17 protein-coding genes are annotated in these 18,865 nt (G+C 62.3%); 2 read left to right on the plus strand and 15 right to left on the minus strand.

The genetic code is table 11. The features are described from left to right. Nucleotide 1: 1 nt before the first annotated feature. Entirely contained in the window at nt 2–766 is a 765-nt protein-coding gene (locus MEFOE_RS04795; RefSeq protein WP_067052979.1) for an ABC transporter ATP-binding protein, read from the plus strand. Here MEFOE_RS04795 and MEFOE_RS04800 read toward each other — a convergent pair. The 6 genes from MEFOE_RS04800 to MEFOE_RS04825 form a co-directional block, all read right to left on the minus strand. After that, nucleotides 701–1,486: a glucose 1-dehydrogenase gene (locus tag MEFOE_RS04800; RefSeq protein WP_067049078.1), complete on the minus strand. Its 786-nt coding sequence runs from the start codon at nt 1,484–1,486 to the stop codon at nt 701–703. The two genes, MEFOE_RS04795 and MEFOE_RS04800, sit on opposite strands and share 66 nt — an antisense overlap. Nucleotides 1,487–1,725: 239 nt before the next feature. Further along, nucleotides 1,726–2,661: a DUF475 domain-containing protein gene (locus MEFOE_RS04805; RefSeq protein ID WP_067049080.1), complete on the minus strand. Its 936-nt coding sequence runs from the start codon at nt 2,659–2,661 to the stop codon at nt 1,726–1,728. A gap of 113 nt (nt 2,662–2,774) precedes the next feature. Further along, the gene (locus MEFOE_RS04810) at nt 2,775–3,236 is read right to left on the minus strand and encodes a pyridoxamine 5'-phosphate oxidase family protein (RefSeq protein WP_067049083.1); all 462 of its coding nucleotides are present in this window, start codon (nt 3,234–3,236) and stop codon (nt 2,775–2,777) included. Between the two features lie 86 nt (nt 3,237–3,322). After that, the gene (locus MEFOE_RS04815; protein ID WP_067049086.1) at nt 3,323–4,177 is read right to left on the minus strand and encodes an ATP-binding protein; all 855 of its coding nucleotides are present in this window, start codon (nt 4,175–4,177) and stop codon (nt 3,323–3,325) included. A gap of 1 nt (nt 4,178) precedes the next feature. Further along, a complete protein-coding gene (gene cooS / locus MEFOE_RS04820) occupies nt 4,179–6,134 on the minus strand; it encodes an anaerobic carbon-monoxide dehydrogenase catalytic subunit (protein ID WP_083523342.1) in 1,956 nt (651 codons plus the stop codon). Nucleotides 6,135–6,247: 113 nt separating this feature from the next. Further along, complete coding sequence (locus MEFOE_RS04825; protein ID WP_067052985.1) at nt 6,248–7,426, minus strand: aminotransferase-like domain-containing protein; 1,179 nt, start codon at nt 7,424–7,426, stop codon at nt 6,248–6,250. A 174-nt stretch (nt 7,427–7,600) separates the two neighbouring features. Here MEFOE_RS04825 and MEFOE_RS04830 point away from each other — a divergent pair, with 174 nt between their 5' ends. After that, nucleotides 7,601–7,957: a protease inhibitor I42 family protein gene (locus tag MEFOE_RS04830; protein ID WP_067049089.1), complete on the plus strand. Its 357-nt coding sequence runs from the start codon at nt 7,601–7,603 to the stop codon at nt 7,955–7,957. A 448-nt stretch (nt 7,958–8,405) separates the two neighbouring features. Here the strand turns inward: MEFOE_RS04830 and MEFOE_RS04835 are convergent, their stop codons facing one another. The 9 genes from MEFOE_RS04835 to MEFOE_RS04875 form a co-directional block, all read right to left on the minus strand. Continuing rightward, entirely contained in the window at nt 8,406–8,927 is a 522-nt protein-coding gene (locus MEFOE_RS04835; RefSeq protein ID WP_067049092.1) for a DUF6141 family protein, read from the minus strand. 53 nt (nt 8,928–8,980) lie between these two features. Beyond that, nucleotides 8,981–10,225 (minus strand): MFS transporter, encoded by a 1,245-nt coding sequence (locus MEFOE_RS04840; protein WP_083523343.1) that lies wholly within the window; start codon nt 10,223–10,225, stop codon nt 8,981–8,983. Nucleotides 10,226–10,336: 111 nt separating this feature from the next. Beyond that, nucleotides 10,337–10,825, minus strand: coding sequence for a VOC family protein (locus MEFOE_RS04845; RefSeq protein ID WP_067049095.1), 489 nt, complete (start codon nt 10,823–10,825; stop codon nt 10,337–10,339). A gap of 74 nt (nt 10,826–10,899) precedes the next feature. Then, a complete protein-coding gene (locus tag MEFOE_RS04850; RefSeq protein WP_067049098.1) occupies nt 10,900–11,352 on the minus strand; it encodes a NusA-like transcription termination signal-binding factor in 453 nt (150 codons plus the stop codon). Continuing rightward, nucleotides 11,353–11,643, minus strand: coding sequence for a 50S ribosomal protein L30e (locus MEFOE_RS04855; RefSeq protein ID WP_067049101.1), 291 nt, complete (start codon nt 11,641–11,643; stop codon nt 11,353–11,355). It abuts the gene before it with no gap. A 2-nt stretch (nt 11,644–11,645) separates the two neighbouring features. Then, nucleotides 11,646–12,815, minus strand: coding sequence for a DNA-directed RNA polymerase subunit A'' (gene rpoA2 / locus MEFOE_RS04860; RefSeq protein ID WP_067049104.1), 1,170 nt, complete (start codon nt 12,813–12,815; stop codon nt 11,646–11,648). Then, a complete protein-coding gene (locus tag MEFOE_RS04865; protein WP_067049107.1) occupies nt 12,815–15,469 on the minus strand; it encodes a DNA-directed RNA polymerase subunit A' in 2,655 nt (884 codons plus the stop codon). Before MEFOE_RS04865 ends, rpoA2 begins: the two co-directional genes overlap by 1 nt. 12 nt (nt 15,470–15,481) lie before the next feature. Then, nucleotides 15,482–17,296: a DNA-directed RNA polymerase subunit B gene (rpoB, locus tag MEFOE_RS04870; RefSeq protein ID WP_067049110.1), complete on the minus strand. Its 1,815-nt coding sequence runs from the start codon at nt 17,294–17,296 to the stop codon at nt 15,482–15,484. Then, on the minus strand, nt 17,293–18,864 hold the full coding sequence (locus MEFOE_RS04875; RefSeq protein ID WP_201785178.1) for a DNA-directed RNA polymerase subunit B'': 1,572 nt from the start codon (nt 18,862–18,864) through the stop codon (nt 17,293–17,295). The genes rpoB and MEFOE_RS04875 overlap by 4 nt, the downstream gene beginning before the upstream one ends. Nucleotide 18,865: the final 1 nt, after the last annotated feature.

Consider the following 18,865-nt stretch of genomic DNA (forward strand, 5'->3'; position numbering starts at 1 on the left):
CATGATCGTCGTCCGCGACCTCACAAGGACGTACATGCTCGGGAAGGTGCCTGTCCGCGCCCTGCGGGGAGTCTCCTTCACCATCGAGAGGGGGGAGTTCGTCGGGATCATGGGGGCGAGCGGGTCGGGGAAGTCCACCCTCCTCCACGCGATGGGACTCCTCGATGTCCCGACCGCGGGCACGATCACGATCGATGGGACGGACGTCCTCGCTCTATCCGGGAGGGAGAAGACGCGGTTCCGGCTGAACAGACTGGGTTATGTCTTCCAGGACTATGCCCTCATCCCCGAACTGACGGTGGAGGAGAACGTCGTCCTCCCCTGCCTGGTGCGGGGCGTGCCCCGCGAGGAGTGCCTCGGCCTGAGCAGGGAGGTCCTCCGGGACGTCGGCCTGGAGGGGCGGATGGACCACCGTCCCGCCGAACTCTCCGGCGGCGAGCAGCAGAGGGTGGCGATCGCACGGGCGCTGGTGAACAGGCCGTCCATCCTCTTTGCCGACGAACCCTGCGCGAACCTCGACTCGGCGACATCGACGACGATCCTGGACCTCTTCGCACGCCTGAACGAGGAGTTCGGGCAGACGATCGTGATGGTGACCCACGAGGACTGGCATATCAGGTACTTCTGCCGGGTGATCTACCTCCGCGACGGCCTGGTCGAGAAGGAAGAACCGTGCAGGACGAAAAATGGGCGGCGTGCCTCACCGGATCGAGAGACCGCCGTCGACGACGATCGCCTGCCCGGTGACATAGGAGGCGGCGTCTGAGCAGAGCCAGAGGACGGCGGCGGCCACCTCGCCGGGACGCCCCAGGCGTCCGGCCGGGACCTCCTGCATGGCCTGCTTCTTCGCCCCCTCGATGGAGACGCCCGGGATCGTCTGCCATGCCCGATCAAGCCCCTCTGTCTGGATGACGCCCGGACAGACGGCATTGACCCGTATCCCTGACCCGGCAAATTCCAGTGCGGCCGCACGCGTGAGGGCGAGGTTCGCGCTCTTCGTCGCCGCATAGATCGAGGCCCCGGGCGACCCGAAAATGCCGGAGACGGCCGAGATGTTCACGATCGCCCCCCCGCCGTGCTGGACCATCGCCGGGATCTCGTACTTCAGGGAGAGGAAGACCCCTTTCAGGTTTGTCCCGACGGTGCTGTCGAAGTCGCCGCCGCTCTGCATCGGGATGAACCGTATGGCGCCGGAAACCCCGGCGGCATTGAAGGCGTAGTCGATCCTGCCGAACGTGTCTGTCACTGCGGCGACGAGACTCTCGACGTCCTCGTCTCTGGATACGTCGGCCCTGATCCAGAGCGCCTCCCCGCCGGCGTCCCGGATCATCGCCGCCGCCTGCTCCCCTGTCTCGTGGTGGCGGCTCCCGATCACGACCCGCGCCCCCTCCGCGGCGAAGGCGGCTGCTGTAGCCCGCCCGATCCCCGAACTCCCCCCGGTGACGAGGGCGACCCGGTTCTTGAACTCTTCGTATCTTGTGCCCATTCCTGTCCCTCCTCCTGATCCTCCTCCTTCATGTGCTTTGTGGAGGGAGGCGATCTTTGTGGTATGGACCTCCCGCTCCTTTTTTCCGGGGCCAACCGAGTTGGGAAAGAGCGATAGCGACCTTGAGAAAACCGTAGGTTTTCGAGCGGCAGCCCCCAGGCACAGACACGCCAGAAGAGGTACTCTCCAGAGACGAAAATGAGAGGAGTACGGGGCCCGGCCCCCTCCCCGCATTACCCTTAATTCCCGTGCCGCAGGTCCATGTACCGGGCGAACTTGACCGACTTGTAGAGGAAGTAGCCGACGACGCCGAAGGTGATCACCGGCGAGACGAAGGACGGGATGTGGAAGCCGAAGGCGTCGAGGAGCATGATCGCGCCCAGACAGAGGATGGAGTACATCGCACCGTTCTTGAGGAAGACATAGCGCTTGATCTGGTCGACGTTCCTGATGGTGAGTTCCCGCACCACAAAGGCGCCGAGGCCGTTGCCGATGATGATGAGGGGGACGGAGAGGGTGAACGCGAAGGCGCCGAGGACGCCGTCGATGGAGAAGGTGGCGTCTATCACTTCGAGGTAGCAGATCTTGCTGATGTCGGAGAGGTGCTGCTCCTTGAGCTGCTGCTCCTTCAGGTCGGCGTTCATCCTGAAGCCCTGGACGATGAAGAAGGCCGTCGAGCCCATGACGGCCCCGAAGGCCATGAGGGGCCGCACCCCGAGGGCGAACCAGACGATGGCGGCGAGGGTCACCGAGACGGCGGCATAGAACCAGACCCCTTTCTCCGCGAAGTAGCGTTCGCCCCGGATGCCGAACTCCTTGGGCTCGAGAAAGAGCCAGTGAAGGAAGAGAAAGAGGAGGAAGGTGCCGCCGCCGATGAGGAGGATGGGCGCCGAGTCCTCGATCGCGGCGATGACCGCCGGGTCGTTGGAGAAGGTGGCGGTCAGGGCGCCGATGGGGCCGAGGGAGGGTGTCGTCGCCCAGACGATGAGCCAGGGCAGGACGCCTCGCACGACGAAGACCGCAAAGAGGAGGCCCCAGACGAGGAACCACCGCCGCGCCCTCTCCCCCATCGTGCCGAGCACCTCGGCGTTGATGATCGCATTGTCGATCGACGAGATCGTCTCGAAGAGACAGAGACCGGCGATCGTGAGGAGAATGGCGAAGAGGTCGAGCATTGCCGGGGTCCGGGTTTGGGCGGGGAAGGTATAAAGAATGCGGGAGAAGCAGGAACCCCCCGTTCTTCACCGCCTGGAGATAAGCATATATTTCACGTATCAGGAGGGGCGGTTCAGGCCATCCCCCGCTTCCCGGTCATGGCGCGGACCCTGACCCTGAACACGGCGAGATGGGCAAGCTGGCTCTCGGTGAAGACATGGTCGCCCTTCCCCGAGTATTTCCTCATGAGCAGGTTCAGGGCCCATGCCTTCTCGGCGGGATCGCCAACGACCTCCGCGGTCCCCGAACCGTTCACGCTGCGGTAGCGCATATCCCAAACACACGGAGTCCCGGCAGGCGTGAGTTCTGCGCCGACGACCGCACTGAAACAGACCGACGGGTTTCGCCCGAGGATATCCACCTTTCTCCCCTCGCAAGCCGAATGGACGTACACGATTCCATCGTGATAGGCGAAGTTCAGCGGCACCGCATAGGGCTCATCCCCGTCGCAGAGGGCAAAGGTGGCATAGACCGCCTCGTTCAGGACCGCCTCTATCTCGGCCCGATCCGTTATCTCCCTGTCAGTCCGTCGCATAGAATATCGGAAAAGGTTCGGTGTCCGGGGAGATATATCCGGGTGCCCGATCTTTGATGCGCAGGGGCGGAGTTTTCCTCGCCCGATCACGGCGCCGGGCCCGAAAGGAGACGGGCGAGAACACGCACCCCGGTACAGAAAGGCGAGTCCTGGTCAAGGAGGGGGGTGACGTCGGGCTCGGTCCTGACGACGGCCCGGTCGTACGGGAGCCAGGTGACCGAGGCGAACCGGCCGGTGTCGCCGATCAGATCCCCGGCGCGGCCCCTGTCGGCATCGTCCCGGACGCGGTTTACGACCAGGTGGACGGCCGGGATCCCGAGGTCGGCGGCGAGGGCCGCGGCGTGCAGGGCGACAGAGACGGCATTGTATGAGGGGTCAGCGACCACGACCGCGTCGGAAAAACCGTCGGCAAGGGCGCGACCAAAGTGCTCCACCCCGGCCTGCGTGTCCATGACCACCACATCCTCCTCGCCAAGCGCCACCGACCTGACCAGCCCCTGCAGCAGGGCGTTCTCCGGGCAGAGGCACCCGCTCCCGGCGCGGCCGACCGTCCCCATCACCAGGAGGGAGAGGCCGTCAGAGAACCTGACCCCGAAACGGTCGACGGCGTCCCCGGTATCAGGGTTGAGGGTGAGGAGCCCGCCCCACCTGCCGGGCCGCGCCCCGACCTTCTCCTCAATGTAGTTGGCGTTCTCCGCAAGCGGAACGATCCGTTCCCCCGGAGGCCAGCCGAGGGCGCAGGCGAGGTTCTCCTGCGGGTCGGCGTCCACGGCGAGGACCCGGCCCCCCTCCGCGGCGAGGACGCGGGCGAGCAGGGCGGCGATCGTGGTCTTGCCCACGCCGCCCTTCCCGGCGATCACCACTCGCAGCCCCGCGGCACCGGGCCGCGGCCTTCTCTCCAGGGCACCGGCCGCCCTCCTGACGTCTGACTTTTCCGTCATCTCAGATCCCGAGCCCGCTACGCCTTTCCCTGATGTGCGCCTCGATGAGGTCGGCCGCCCGCACCGGATCGGGCTCGACTGCAAATGAGGCGTGGACGAGATCGTTGAGCCCCCGGGTAAGGAGATCGACGACGTTCCCGCTCCCCGTGATCTTCGGCATCACCCCGAGGACCGTAAAAACGCCCGAGGCCACGAAGTAGGAGGCGATGGAGACCGCTTTCTGGGAATACCACTCCGGGGCGGCGCCGGCGATCGGGAGCTGGTGGATGCCCACGCCGAGTTCACGCGCCAGCCCGGCGGCAAGCACCAGGATCCGGGAGCAGTCGACGCACGAGCCCATGTGGAGCACCGGCGGGATCCCGAACGTCCGGCAGACATTCGCAAGGCCGGGGGCGGCGAGGGAGGCCGCCTCCGGACGAAGAAGACCGGCCTTCCCCGAGGCGATGGCGGCACACCCGGTCTCGACCACCAGGATGCCCCGCCTGATCAGCTCCTTCGTGAGAGTGACGTGCCCCTCGTCCTGGCGCACCTTCGGGTTGTTGCAGCCGACGACGCCGGCGGCGCCGAGAATGGAGCCCTCGGCGATCGCGTCGATGACCGGTTTGAACCCGCCGAAGAGGTGGCCGATCGCCTCCACCGAGAACCCTGTCATCGCCTCCACCGGCTCTCCGGGAATGAGCACCTTGCCGGGCTCGCGGTTCGGGAAGTTCGCGACCGCCAGACCGACGATCTCCCGTGCCGTCTCAAGCGCCGATTCGGGGTAGAAGGGATAGTAGAGCGAGCCCGGCACCTTCGACTTCGGGCTCGTGGAGACGATGTGGGTGTGGAAACAGCTCGCCGTCCTGGGCAGGGACGGGAAGATGCACTGGTAATCGACGATCATCACTTCAAGCGCCCCGGTGGCGATGATCAGCTCCTGGTTGAGGTGGTTGCCGGCCTGCGGGATCCCCTTGCGCATCAGGAGTTCGTTGCCGGTGCAGCAGAGCCCGACCAGGTTGATCCCCTCGGAGCCGGCCTCTTCGGCAAGCGCAAGCATTTCGGGTTCGCGCGCCGCCCGCACGATCATCTCGGAGAGCACCGGGTTGTGGCCGTGGAGGGCGATGTTCACCTGGTCGTCCTTCAGCACGGCGAGGTTCACCTTCGAGGTGTTCACCGCGGGCGTCCCGAATAGGATGTCAGAGGTCTCGGTCGCCATCAGGGAGCCGCCCCAGCCGTCGCCGAGTGAGGCCCGCAGCCCCTGCAGGAGGACGGTGGCGTAGTCGGCCCCCACACCCATCTGGACGCGGTGCATCGCCTCCACGATCTCGCGGTCCACGCTCCTGGGCGTGATCCCGGCCGCCTCCCAGCATTCGAGGGTCTGCGGCGGCGCCCGCTGCACGAACTGGATCGCGTTTTTCACCGTCCCGAACTCTTCGAGCATGGCGAGGGCGACATCGCCCGCAACGGCGGCATCGCCCCGCTCGCCGGTATCGATGCCGTACTCCTCCGCGATACGCCGGAGTTTCGCGGGATCGCTGATCACATAGCCTTCGGCCTCTCCCCGGGCGGCCTTATACAGGGTCTCCACGATCTCGCGGCCGTGGTCAGAGTGCGCCGCCGCACCGGTGGCGATCATGTCCAGCAGGTTCCTGGCGACGACCAGGTCGCCGTCGGCCCCGCAGACGCCGCGGAGGCGCTGATGTTCCGGGATGATCCGGCACGGCCCCATGGCGCACCGGTTGCACGAGAGCCCGGAGGCGCAGTACCGGCACGGCGGCTGCTGCAGTTCATAGCGGTCCCAGACCGTCTCGACCCCTTCTTCGAGGGCGAGTTTGATGAGCGGTTTCGCCGTCTCGTCGATCGTCCGCTCCTCCACCTTCGCCTCGATCAGTGCCGGGTTCATCAGGGAGAGTTTCGCCCGTTCCAGAATCGTGCAGGCGATTCTCTCCCTGACATACGTTCCTCTCTTCTCCTCCATGACTCGTCCCCCCCATCGGCCGCACGGTGCGGCCCCGGCACTCCCTTGACACTATCGGGATAAAAGAGCTCGGATGACCCGGAGAGGGGGAGGAGAGCGGGATCAGGAAAATTTCACACGAAACCCCGGACCACCCGGGCGAGCCGCGCCATCCCCTCCTTGATACTGTCCTCGTTGGCGCAGGAGAAGTTCAGGCGGATGGTGCTCTCCCCGCCGCCGTTTGCGTAGAAGGGGACGCCGGGCAGGACGGCGACGCCCTGCCTGACACCTTCGTGGAAGACGTCCATCGCCGAGACGCTGTCAGGCAGGCAAACCGTCATGAACATCCCGCCCTGCGGTGTCGTGTGGGTGACCCCGGTCGGGAAACCATCGTCGAGGAGGTCGCACATCAGGCGGCAGCGCCCGCCGTACACCGCGGAGATCCGCCTCACATGCGCGTCGAGGTCGGTCTCTGTCAGGTAGCGGTGAAGGATCATCTGGCAGAGGACGTTGGAGTGGAGGTCGGCCGCCTGCTTCGCTACATTGAACTGTTTGAGGACAGGCGCCGGAGCGAGGATCCACCCGATCCGCATGCCCGGAGCGACGGTCTTCGAGAACGAACCGGAGAGCACAGCACCGTCCGGGAGGTACTTCTTCACCGGGAGGCGCGGGCGGTGGTCGAAGAAAAGTTCGCCGAAGGCGTCGTCTTCGTAGAAGACCGTCCCGGTCCCTTCGAGGATCCCGGCGATCGCCTTCCTCTTTTCCTCGGAGTAGGTGAGGCCCGACGGGTTCTGGGAGTTCGGGATGCCATAAAAATATTTGGGGGCATGGTCCCTGACGAGCGCCGCGAAGGCGTCGAGGTCCGGACCGTCCTCTTGGAGGGGAACGGCATGGATCGCAGGTTCGTAGAGGGAGAACGCCTCGATGGCGCCGAGGTACCCCGGCCCCTCCACGCCGACGGCGTCGCCGGGGTTGAGGAAGATCTTTGCCATCAGGTCGAGGCACTGCTGCGATCCGTTGACGATCTGGATGTCGTCGGCGTCCGCAGGGATCCCGAGGCGCCGGCGGTAGCGTGCGGCGATGAACTCCCGCAGAGGGAGGTAGCCGTCTGTCGTCGAGTACTGGAGGGCGCAGGCCCCCTCCTCCTCCATCACCACAGAGGCGGCTTTTCTGATCCCCTCCACGTCGATGAGGGCGGCGTCGGGGAGTCCCCCGGCGAACGAGATGACGCCGGGAACGCCCGAGACCCGGAAGAGTTCTTCGATAAACGATTCAGGAGCATGATACATCCGGTCTGCAAAATGGTATTCCATCACGGTTCCGACCTTTCGTCTGTGTCTCCGGCGCACCGAAAGAGGCGGGGCCGGAGCTTCCGCAGCCGCCCGGGTCAGGGCGGTGCAGGAGATAGAGGTCAGGTTTGTGTACAGGGGGCAAAAACCTATGCCGGCGCCGGAAGGCTTATGCCCCGGGCAGGCAGATGCCGGGCGATGAAGTTTCAGGTCGCCATCGGCCTCCTTGTCCTCGCCGTCTGTATTGCGGGCTGCACCGGCGCCCCCGATACGGTCAGGGTCGGGGAGGAGGAGAACGGGAGCACGGTCACGGTCGGCCAGGGAGGGCGGGTGATCGTCACCCTCCCGTACGACACCATCGACAGGTACGAGTGGAGGACAGACCTCAGCAGCGGCCTCGTCGTCACCGACGAGCAGACGGCACCGGGGACACAGGAATGGACCGTGGAGCCGCTCACAACCGGCACTTTCACCTTCAGGGCCCTGTGGGTGAAGGTCGGGGCACCGGACGCCGCGGCCGAAAAGACCTTCACCGTGACGATACGGGCGGAATGAGGCGCCATCTCGACTCTGTTGCAAACCTTTTCTGGTGTGCCTGTGCGGGGGACTACGCCGAAAATCAGAGATTTTCTTGTGCTCACCCCGTTCGCAGCCCCCGGACCTCGAAAACCTACGGTTTTCTCGAACTCGCTAACGCTCGCACCTCGAAGACTTCGTCTTCTCGACTCCCTTCGGTCGTCCTCGCTCAGGATTGGCAGAGATACGGCAATTTCCTTCCTCTGAATATCCTGTTCGCTCTTCCCGGAGCCAATCCTAATTTCGGGGGTCCGGGGGCAGCGAGAAGACCGAAGGTCTTCGAGGTAGTCCCCCGCCGATCAGTAGAGGGAAGGCGGGGGATCCATGTCTACTCTCATAGAAGGGAGAAGGACATCAACCGGAACATGAGGATTTCAGCAAAGCCGCTATCTCCAAACTTTTTCATCACACGGCATCAGGACGCCTTTTACCTCCGTCTCCCCTCCACCGCCGCGACAAAACCCTCAGGGTCGTGACTGCCAAAGAGGATCTTTCTCCCGTCCCGCAGGTACACCCGCACCCCGCGGTCGCCCCCGGTCGTATAGGCCCGCCATCCCCCGGCGCCCCACCTGATGCCCCATCCGCCGAACTCTGCCATGGGGCGGTAGGTGCAGGCCTCCAGGCGTTCGATCTCCTCCGCGGGGATCAGCCTGAAACCGATATGGAGAGGGAAGAAGCGGTAGGCGATCCCGTCCCCCCGCACCTCCAGAGTGAGGTGGAGGGCGGCAAAGAAGAGGGGGAAGAGCACCCCGAAGACGAGGGCGATGAGCGCCATCGCCCAGTCCGGCGCCGGCCTGTTCCCGAAGGGGACACCGAGGAGCAACTGCTGGACCGCCCCCCACCAGGCGACCCCTGCAATGAGGGCGAGGATCGCCCACATCCAGATCTGGGTGAAGTGCTGCCTCTCCCGGTAGAGGACCGGGGAGGCGGCGACGTCGTTTCGCACCATGCTCTTTCATGTTCTCTTCTCAGACACATAAAATGACGGCGATGCCGGGCACCTTATTCGGTCCTCAATTTCGCCGTGAGAGGGAGTAAAACCACGAGCATCGCTCCGAAGGAGATCCAGATCGTCTGATAGGTCCCCTGCAAAAGCAGCAGGCCTCCTGCCATGCTGCCCAGCCCGCCGCCGCAGAAAAGCCCCAGGCCGATCAGCCCGGACGGAAGTCCGGTGGCACCGGCGGTGATGTCGAGTGCGATCGTCGCCAGCGTGGACTGGACCGAGATATAACCCAGGCCCAGGCAGATCGTCGCCGCCAGCGCAATCTGCCAGGACGGATACCAGGAGGTCGAGCACAGCAGTACGGCCGCGATCACCGCAAAACATTCACCCGCGAGCACGACCTCCTTTTTCCCGATTTTTTTCGCCAGCGCCCCGATCTTCGAACCGCCGAAAAGACAGGCAAACCCATAGAACATGACGACGGCTCCAGACTGCATATAGCTCAGATCGAGGTATTCATGAAGGAACGAGCCCAGGTAACCGTAGATGCCGAGCACCAGAAACCCGACGAGAAATGCCAGCGGGAAGATCACCTTTCCCTCAGGTGAAAAGAGCGCACGTCTGCACTGGGGAAGGAAGCGAGCGTCTTCCCTGCGGACCTGAGAGGGGCCGGCCGGCAGCGTATACAGAAGCGCCGTCGCACACAACGCCACGACCGCGAAAAAAAGGAATGCCCCGCGCCAGTCCAGAGACTGAATCAACACGCAACCAAGACCAGAACTCAACCCCTGTCCCGCAAAGACGATCCCCATGAACCGGCCCACATAGGTCTGCTGCTCGGCATGAGGCACCGTGTCGCCGATGAGGGAGAGGGACACGGCGATGATTCCGGCGGCGAAAAAGCCCGTGAGCACGCGCCAGGCACACAATATCGTCAGAGAATTCGATAAGGCACTGCCTGCGGTCCCGATCGCAAGCCCGAAGACGATGACCCGCAGAAGTTTCACCTTGCTCCGACCGTCGCTGAAAAAGCCGTATATCGGCTGCATAAAACCGTACGGTATCATGTATGCCGTCAGAATGGTGCCGGCAACGGCGACCGAAACGCCGAACCCCAGAGCGATCGCGGGAAGCGCCGGAGACACGAACCAGTTGTCCGCAGCCGACACAAACCCTGCGAGCCCGAGGATCAGCACCAGCTTCCTGTACGTATTTGTGCCGGAAGCCGGAGACTCCCTCACCAGTCGCCGGGACAATTCTTCAGCAGTCCCGGGAACAGCATGCGAAGCAGCACCGCTCGCCATACACTATAAAATCGATTTCCGAGACGATGATGGTTTGTCTGGAACAGGAATCCTGAAAGAAAAATATCCTTCGAGACCGGCCAGACGCCGTTCTCCACGAAGAGCACCATCTCAGTCACAGCACTCATTTCCCAGCATCGCCGCAACGACCTGCCGGGGCAGAGTCGTCCGCTCGCTGATCGCGGCATCGGACAACCCTTCAGCCGCGAGGCGTGCGACCACCGCCGGCATCGGCTCTGCCGCCTCGACCAGATGGCCGTCGGGGTCGAAGAACCGGATCGCACGCTGTGCCCACGGCTGCTCTTTCAGGGGGTGGAGGAGACGGACGCCCGCCTCTGCGACCCGTCCGGCCAGCGCCTCGACCTCCGCCGTCTCGAAATAGACCTCCATCGGCGGTGCCGCCGCCTCGCCCGGCGGCATCTTCCCCGCGTACAGCAGGTCGTTCACGTAGGCGCGGTCCCAGAGGGCAAGCCCGCCGACAAACCCGACATTCACGCCGAGGTCAAGTTCCACTTTCTGCCCGAGCACGTCGGTGTAGAAGGCCTTTGATATTTCCATATCCCTGACAAAGAGAACCATACTTCTGAAGGTGATATCCATCAGGATGACCTCTGCACCGCGGGATAAAAGATATCCGGTCTATCCCGGACTGCGGACCAAAAAAAGAGAAAGGTTTAGAAACCCTCGTCGTCCTGGACGAGCTGCACATCAGCGATGTCGTGCTGCCGGCCGGCGAGCTTCTTTGCCTTGAAGATGTTCTTTCCTTCCTTGCCGATCGCAAGGCCACGGTCATCGGGCTTGACGTCGATGAGGGCGACCTTCTCTCCGTCTTCGTTCGTGGCGAAGGTGATCGAAGTGACCTGCGCCGGGAGGAAACAGTTCTTCAGGAACTGTTCGGGGTCAGCCGAATACTCGACGACCTCGATCCTCTTGCCGAAGGCGTCGGAGGCCTTCTTGATCGTCGTCCCCTTCTTCCCGATCGCGAGCCCCATGTCGCCAGGATTGATGACGAAGATGATGCGGTCATTCCTCTCGTCGATGATGCAGTCCCGGCTTCCCGCGCCGGTCATATTCTCGAACTTGGAGATCAACTGCATGCAGTCTTCAGTGAGTTTTATTTCCGCCATCTAGGCCCTCTTGATGCTGAGGATGTCTGAGTCGCCCGGTTCGACAACCGCAAGCGCACTGACAACGAACGGCTTGCCGCAGGCCTTTCCGAGTTCGACACCAGAATCATTGTACACGTAACTTACAACACTCTCTCTGGCCAGCATGGCCTCTTTGAATGCTGCAGGGCAGTTTTTGGCGATGACGACAAGTTGGGCCTTACCAGCCTTGACACATTCTTCAGTTGCGTTCTGTCCAAGGAAGACCTTGCCGGTTTTGATGGCTCTTCTCAAAGACTCGTTAAAGTCCATAATTAATTCTCCTGGTTTAAGGGTTTTGCAATCAATCTGATATCCCCGGTTCCGAGCTGGATTGGCTGACCGACAATGACGTTCTCGGTCACACCGTTGAGAATATCAGATTCTCTTGCGACCGCGGCGTCGAGGAGGTGGTTGACCGTCACTTCGAAGGCTGCACGGGAGAGAACACTCTCCTTCTCGCCTGCGATACCGTGACGGCCGATCTGCTTGACCTCTCCGTCCATGCACATCATGTCAGCGATGAGCATGATGTGCCGCACGTCCACCGAGATACCCTGTTCCCCGAGCGTGTTCTTCATTTCGTCGATGATCGCATTTCTTGCGGCCTCGATCCCGAGGATCTGGGAAATCTCGTTGATATTGTTTGTGCGGGTACGGGAGGTGTCAACGCCCTCGACCTCGAACACATCCTTTAGGTTGGAGCCTTCAGTATAAAGTATATACTCTCCTCCCTCCTTCCGGACAACCACCCGCTCGATATCATCGATCCCCTGCACGATCACGTTCCTGATATGGTCGGCAAGCTGGAAGAGGTTCTGGTAACTCTCGTTCTTCGGGGTGAAGGTAATCACCCCGTCTGCGGCGTTCCCTTCGGACTCGAAGTCACGGTAATGGCGGCGCTCCCGGATCTTCTGCGGCGCCCTTTCCATGATCTCGGCCAGGGAGATCTTCCTCTTGTCGCAGACCTCCTTTTTGACGTGCATCTCCACCCTCATGTTCGCCATGTCGGTGACGATGTCGCCGAACTCGTGGAGAGGTGCCGCTTCGATCTGCCAGGAGACTTCACGGGCCTTGTCACGGTCGGCCAGGTAATCGGGCTCCAGGTGGATCGTCATCGTCGGGGTCGAGGGTTCCTTCCTGGCGTCCATGATCTCGATAAGACGGGGCAGACCGAGGGTAACGTTAATCTCGGCCACACCGGCGTAGTGGAAGGTACGCATCGTCATCTGGGTACCGGGCTCGCCCAGGGACTGGGCGGCGATGACCCCACAGGCCTCGCAGGGCTCGATCCTTGTCAGTCTGTACTCGCGCTCCACGCTCTCCATGATCGCCGCAAACTGTTCTGCGGTGATCTCCTTCCCTTCAAGGTCCTTGATCAGTTCTTCCTTTGTCCTTTCCGGGAGATCGGCCGCGTGGATCACGGTCAGCATCGATTCGTCCATCAGACCTCCTCCTTGAGCACGTTCTCGATCGCGCCTTTCACGTCCACAGGTTCGCCATAACTGCTCTTTGTCGGGTCGGTGCCGTCCTCGCCGTACTGGAACTGGAGGATCCGCCCGCCGGTCGTCCTGACAGACCGGTCATATTCGACCTTCAGGTCCTGCAGGGCGTTGATCATCCGCCTCTGCAGGTACCCGCTCTGCGACGTTCTGACTGCGGTATCGACGAGACCTTCACGGCCACCGATGGCGTGGAAGAAGAACTCGGTCGGGTTGAGCCCCTTCTTGTACGACGACCTGACAAAACCGTGGGCAGGTGCACCGCGGTCGTCCCTCTTGAAGTGCGGGAGGGTACGCCTGTCGTACCCACGGACGATACGCTCACCACGGACAGACTGCTGTCCGACACACCCCGCCATCTGGGTCAGGTTCAGGATAGAACCACGGGCACCAGAGACTGCCATCACCACTGCCGAGTTCGAGAGGCCGAGGTGGCGGGACGCGATCTCACCGGTGCTGTCACGGGCCTTGCCGAGCACCTGCATGATCTGCATTTCCAGGGTTTCTTCCTCGGTACGGCCTGGCATCGGTTCGAGCTGGCCTTCCTCGTAGATCTGGATGCGGCGACGGACGTCACGCTCGGCGTTATCGAGCACTTCTTCGATCTGGCCGTAATCGGTCTTGGACAGGTCTTCGTCGTCGATGGCGAAGGAGAAGCCGTCGAACATGATGGCCCTGATCGAGAGGCGGGTCACGTCGTTGATGAACTGCGCCGCCCGCTTCTGCGAATACTGGCGGATGATCCTGTTCACGATCTCGCCGTCGAATGCACCGATCGCCTTCTTGTCGATGGTGCCGGTGACAAGCTCGCCGTCTTTGATCTTTACGTAGGTATCCCGGTCGCAGAGCTCTTTCTTGCAGGTATCGCAGTGCTGACAGGACGACGCCTTGAAGATCATGTTGATGTCGTCAGGGATGATCACGGAGAAGACCTGCTTGTTGCTCCAGTAGGGCACGCCGTTCTCGACCCTGCCGGGTTCGGGCAGGTGCTCGACGCCCGTGTGTTTGAGGAGGTAGAGGGCCTCGGACTTGGTGAACCAGCGCACTTCGTGAGTCAGCAGGAAGATCCCTGAGATGTGGTCGTGGATGCCGCCGATGATCGGACCGCCGAAACGGGGCGAGAGAATGTTTTCCTGCACATTGACCAGGATCTCGACCTCGGCCATTGCCTCCTCGGTCTGCGGCACATGCAGGTTCATCTCGTCGCCATCGAAGTCGGCGTTGTACGGGGGACAGACGGCCGGGTTCAGCCGGAAGGTCTTCCCGTCCATGATCTTGACGTGGTGGCCCATGATCGACATCCGGTGCAGGGACGGCTGTCTGTTGAAGAGCACGATATCCCCGTCACGCATCTGCCTCTCCACTGTCCAGCCCAACTCGAGCTGGTCGGCGACGTCGTCCTTGTTCTCATCGGAGATACGGATGCGCCGTTCGTCCGACCGGATCACGTAGTTCGCGCCGGGCGGGTCGGTGAGGGCCTTCCGGCCGGTCCCGTTCCGCACGTACACGCGGGCGACGTCGATGTTCTGCGAGGTCACCCGCACCGGGATGGTCATCTCGTTGGCGATTGCCATGGGGATCCCGACCTCGTTCACGCTGAGGAAGGGACTTGGCGAGATGACGGTACGGGCCGAGAAGTTCACGCGCTTGCCGGAGAGAGAGCCACGGAACCGGCCGTCCTTACCCTTCAGGCGCTGTGAGAGGGTCTTTAACGGGCGGCCCGAGCGGTGGCGAGCCGGCGGGCAGCCTGCCACCTCATTGTCCATATAGGTGGTGACATGGTACTGGAGAAGTTCCCAGAGGTCCTCGATGATCAACTGCGGGGCACCGGCGTCCTGGTTTTCCTTGAAGCGCTGGTTGATCCTGATGATGTCCACGAGCTTGTGGGTCAGGTCGTCCTCAGAACGCTGGCCGTTCTCCAGAATGATCGACGGGCGCATGGTCACCGGGGGCACAGGGAGCACGGTGAGGATCGTCCACTCGGGCCGTGCGACCTCGGGGTCGATGCCGAGGAGTTTGAGGTCCTCGTTCGGGATACGCTCAAGACGGGCGCGGATGTCGGCCGGCGTCAACTTGTGCTCTTCCTTCTTCTCCTTTCCCTGGTCGTCGGGGGTGACGACGACCTCGGAGAAGGTCGTCGGTTTCTCGAAGTTGATCTTCAACTGCTGCTCGCCGCAGTACGGGCAAACCCGTTCCTTCTTGATATCTTTCTCGGTGACCAGGTCGCCACTCTCGTCCTCTTCCGTCCCGACGATCTTCGTGATCTCGTCAGGGGAGAGGAGGAGCCTGCCGCAACTCCGGCAGGTCACACGGAGAAGTTTCCGGATCAGCCGGGTGTAGCCGACATGGATCACCGGCTTTGCGAGTTCGATGTGGCCGAAGTGACCCGGACAGTCGCTCGCCTTCTGTGTACAGGTCTTGCACCGCATCCCCGGATCGATGACGCCGAGGTGGAGGTCCATTAACCCCTGCGAGTACGGATAGCCGTCGTCGTCGTAGGTGTCGGCCCAGATGATCTTCCGCACACTCATCTGGCGGATCTCCTTGGGCGAGAGGATACCGAACTCGATCTTTCCAATTCTCTTCGGGCTTGTCATATCTGTCCCCCCTTATACCATATCCTCAAGCCGCAGGCGCGGCGCGATGCCCATGCTCTTCATCTCGTCGAGGAGGAGTTTGAACGCGTAACTCATCTCGACCGAGTAGATGTCGGTCTCGCTGCCGCAGTTCAGGCATCTGGTGACGTTTCTCTTCTTGTCGAGCATCGCCACCATGCCGCAGTGGGCGCAGACGTACTGGTTTACCTTGTCGGACTCTTCGAGCAGACGTTCCTTGAGGGCCATCGCAGCGCCGTGGCCGATCATCACATCACGCTCCATCTCACCGAACCGGAGACCGCCTTCACGGGCACGCCCTTCGGTCGGCTGACGGGTGAGCACCTGGATCGGGCCGCGGGACCGTGCATGCATCTTCGAGGAGACCATGTGGTAGAGTTTCTGGTAATAGATCACGCCGACATAGATGTCCGCGTGGAACTGCTTGCCTGTGTAGCCGTCGTACAGGATCTCGCGGCCTGTGTGTGCGAAACCGTACTGCTTCAGGGCCTGGCGGAGTTCCTCCTCTTTCTCCCCCTTGAATGCGGTGGAGTCGATCCGCCGCCCATCGAGGGCGCCCACCTTGCCGCCGAGCATTTCGAGCATGTGTCCGATGGTCATACGTGACGGGACCGCGTGCGGGTTGATGACCAGGTCGGGGGCGATGCCCATCTCACCGAAGGGCATGTCTTCCTGGGGTACGATCCAGCCGACGACACCCTTCTGCCCGTGCCGGGACGCAAACTTGTCGCCTACCTCAGGCACACGGAGGTCGCGGGTCCTGACTTTCACCAGGCGCGAGGAGTTCTCGCCCTCGGTGATGATCACGGTGTCCACGATGCCGTGCTCGTTACTCCGCATCGTCACCGAGGTGTCGCGCCGCTTTTCAACGGCGATCAGTTCGCCGCTCGGTTCTTCGAGGAAACGTGGCGGGGAGGTCTTCCCGATAAGGACGTCCTTCTCCTTGACGACCGTCTCGGGGTTGATGACTCCGTCGTCGTCCAGGTTCTGGTAGTACTCCGCGCCGTGGGCGCCTGAGACTTCTTCGTCCGGGATCTCGATTCTGTCAACCTGGCCGCCAGGATAGCGCCTTTCTTCGCCCTCGTAGGTCCTGAAGAAGTGAGAGCGCCCGAGGCCGCGGTCGATCGAGGCCTTGTTGAAGATGAGGGCATCCTCGATGTTGTAGCCTTCGTAGGAAAGGATGCCGACGACGAAGTTCTGGCCGGCCGGCCGATCGTCGGAACCGATCAGGTCGGAGGCCTGGGTATAGACCATCGGCTTCTGGCAGTAGTGGAGCTGGTTGCCTCTCGTGTCGGGCCGCAGTTTCGTGTTGGCCGTGGCAAAACCGAGGGCCTGCTTGACCATGCCTGCGCCCATCGTGACACGCGGCGATGCATTGTGTTCGGGGAACGGCACATGGGCCGCACCGATGCCCAGGATCAGGGAGGGGTCGATCTCGAGGTGGGTGTGTTCGGGGGTCAGGTCGGCCTCGTTGATTGCGATGTAGAGGTTCTCCTCCTCCTCCGCGTCGACGAACTCTATGAGGCCTCTCTTGATGAGGTCTTCGAAGGCGATCTCGTTCGCGGCGAGCTGGGCGATCTCGGCGTTCGTGATCACGGGCTTACCGTCCTTGACGACGATCAGGGGCCTTCTGGCCCGGCCGCGGTCGGTGTTGATGACGACGTCGCCGTTGAACTCCGCGAAGGCGATGTTCACCTCAGAGGAGATTGCCCCGTGGCGCCGCATGGCCCGCGCTTTTTCTACGATCTCTTGTGGGTTTTCAACGAGTCCGATGAGGGACCCGTCAAGGAATACGCGTGACTTTTTCATTCCTTCTTCCCCCCGATGATCAGCGGCTCCACGCCGAGGTTATAGAAGATATTCTTGACATCGTCAGTTTTGTCATAGCCCTTTGAGATCTCTACCATTTGTGCGAAGTTCTTCACCAGACCACAGTTCGGACCTTCAGGGGTTTCTGACGGGCAGATCCGGCCCCACTGGGTCGGGTGCAGGTCGCGGGCCTCGAAGTGGGGCTGGGACCGGGACAGCGGCGAGATAACGCGCCGCAGGTGCGAGAGCACGCTCATCCGGTCTGTCCGGTCGAGGAGCTGAGAGACACCTGTCCGTCCGCCGACCCAGTTGCCGGTGGCAAGGGGATGGAGGAGGCGCTCGGTGAGGACATCGGCCCGCACGGCTGTGCTGATCGAGAGGTCCCGGTGGCGCATGCTCGCGCGTTCGAGCTGGTACTTGATATCGCGGGTCAGCCTGTTGAGGGAGATACGGAAGAGGTCCTCCATCAGGTCGCCTGCAAGCTTCAGCCGTTTGTTCGAGTAGTGGTCCTTGTCGTCGATCTTACGGCGGCCGAGCACGAGGTCGAAGCAGGCTTCTGCCATGCGGCCGAGGAAGTGTGCCTTTGCAAGTCGCACGCCGATAGCCGTCTGTTCATAGCCCTCGTCGCCTTCCTTGAGGTTCTCGGGCATGAGGTAGTTGAGGTGGGGCAACAGGTAGTTGTCGATAACGAACTCGGCCCGTCTCCTCTGGTACTCCCGGGTCTGGTTCGGCGCGAGTTTCTTGCCCACGTACATGACGCCGCTCTCGATAGAGTCGCATTCGCTCTCTTCGAGGTTTTGCATCATGTAGGTGAGGATCTCCTCGTCTGTTGAGACCGCTTCTACGATCTCCCTGTCGCTCCCGAGGCCCAGGGCCCGCATCAGGTCGGAGAACTTCAGGTGGCCGGCGACCGATGGGAAGGAGACTTCGAGCAGGTTTTTCTTGTTTTTCTCGACGACGACGAGTGCACGGTACCCCCGGAACTGGGAGAAGACCTTTGCCACGTAGATCCGCTCGTTGTACCGTTCGGTAAACTCGGTCATGATCTTGTTCGAGGCAAGATCCTCAAGGGTCATGAGGACGCGTTCAGAGCCGTTCACGACGAAATAGCCGCCCGGATCCCTGGGGTCCTCGCCGTGAGCGACCCGCTCGTTGTCGGAAAGCCCCGCGAGGTTGCAGGCGACTGACCCGACCATGACGGGCAGTTGCCCGATCTCGGTCGTGATCGGATCGCCACGCATGTCCCCCTGCACGAGTGCCATGTCGAGTTCGATGGGTGCGGCATAGGTGAGGTTACGCAGGCGCGCCTCTGTCGGGTAGAGAATGCTCTTCGAACCGTCGGCCTCGCGGACGATCGGTTTCAGGATCCGGATCGTGCCGAGTTCGACCCAGACCGCCTCGCTGTTTTTGCCCCGATTTTCGATGTCGGTTTCAATGATCCGCTGTTCGTCCACCACTTTCTGGAGGTTGTGCTCCAGAAAGTGATTGTACGAATCCAACTGGTGGCGGGCGACGTGCTCTTCTGAGAAGTATGCCCTCGATATAACGCTTCTATCTAACAGATCCATC

Source organism: Methanofollis ethanolicus, from assembly GCF_001571385.1.
Taxonomy (GTDB): domain Archaea; phylum Halobacteriota; class Methanomicrobia; order Methanomicrobiales; family Methanofollaceae; genus Methanofollis; species Methanofollis ethanolicus.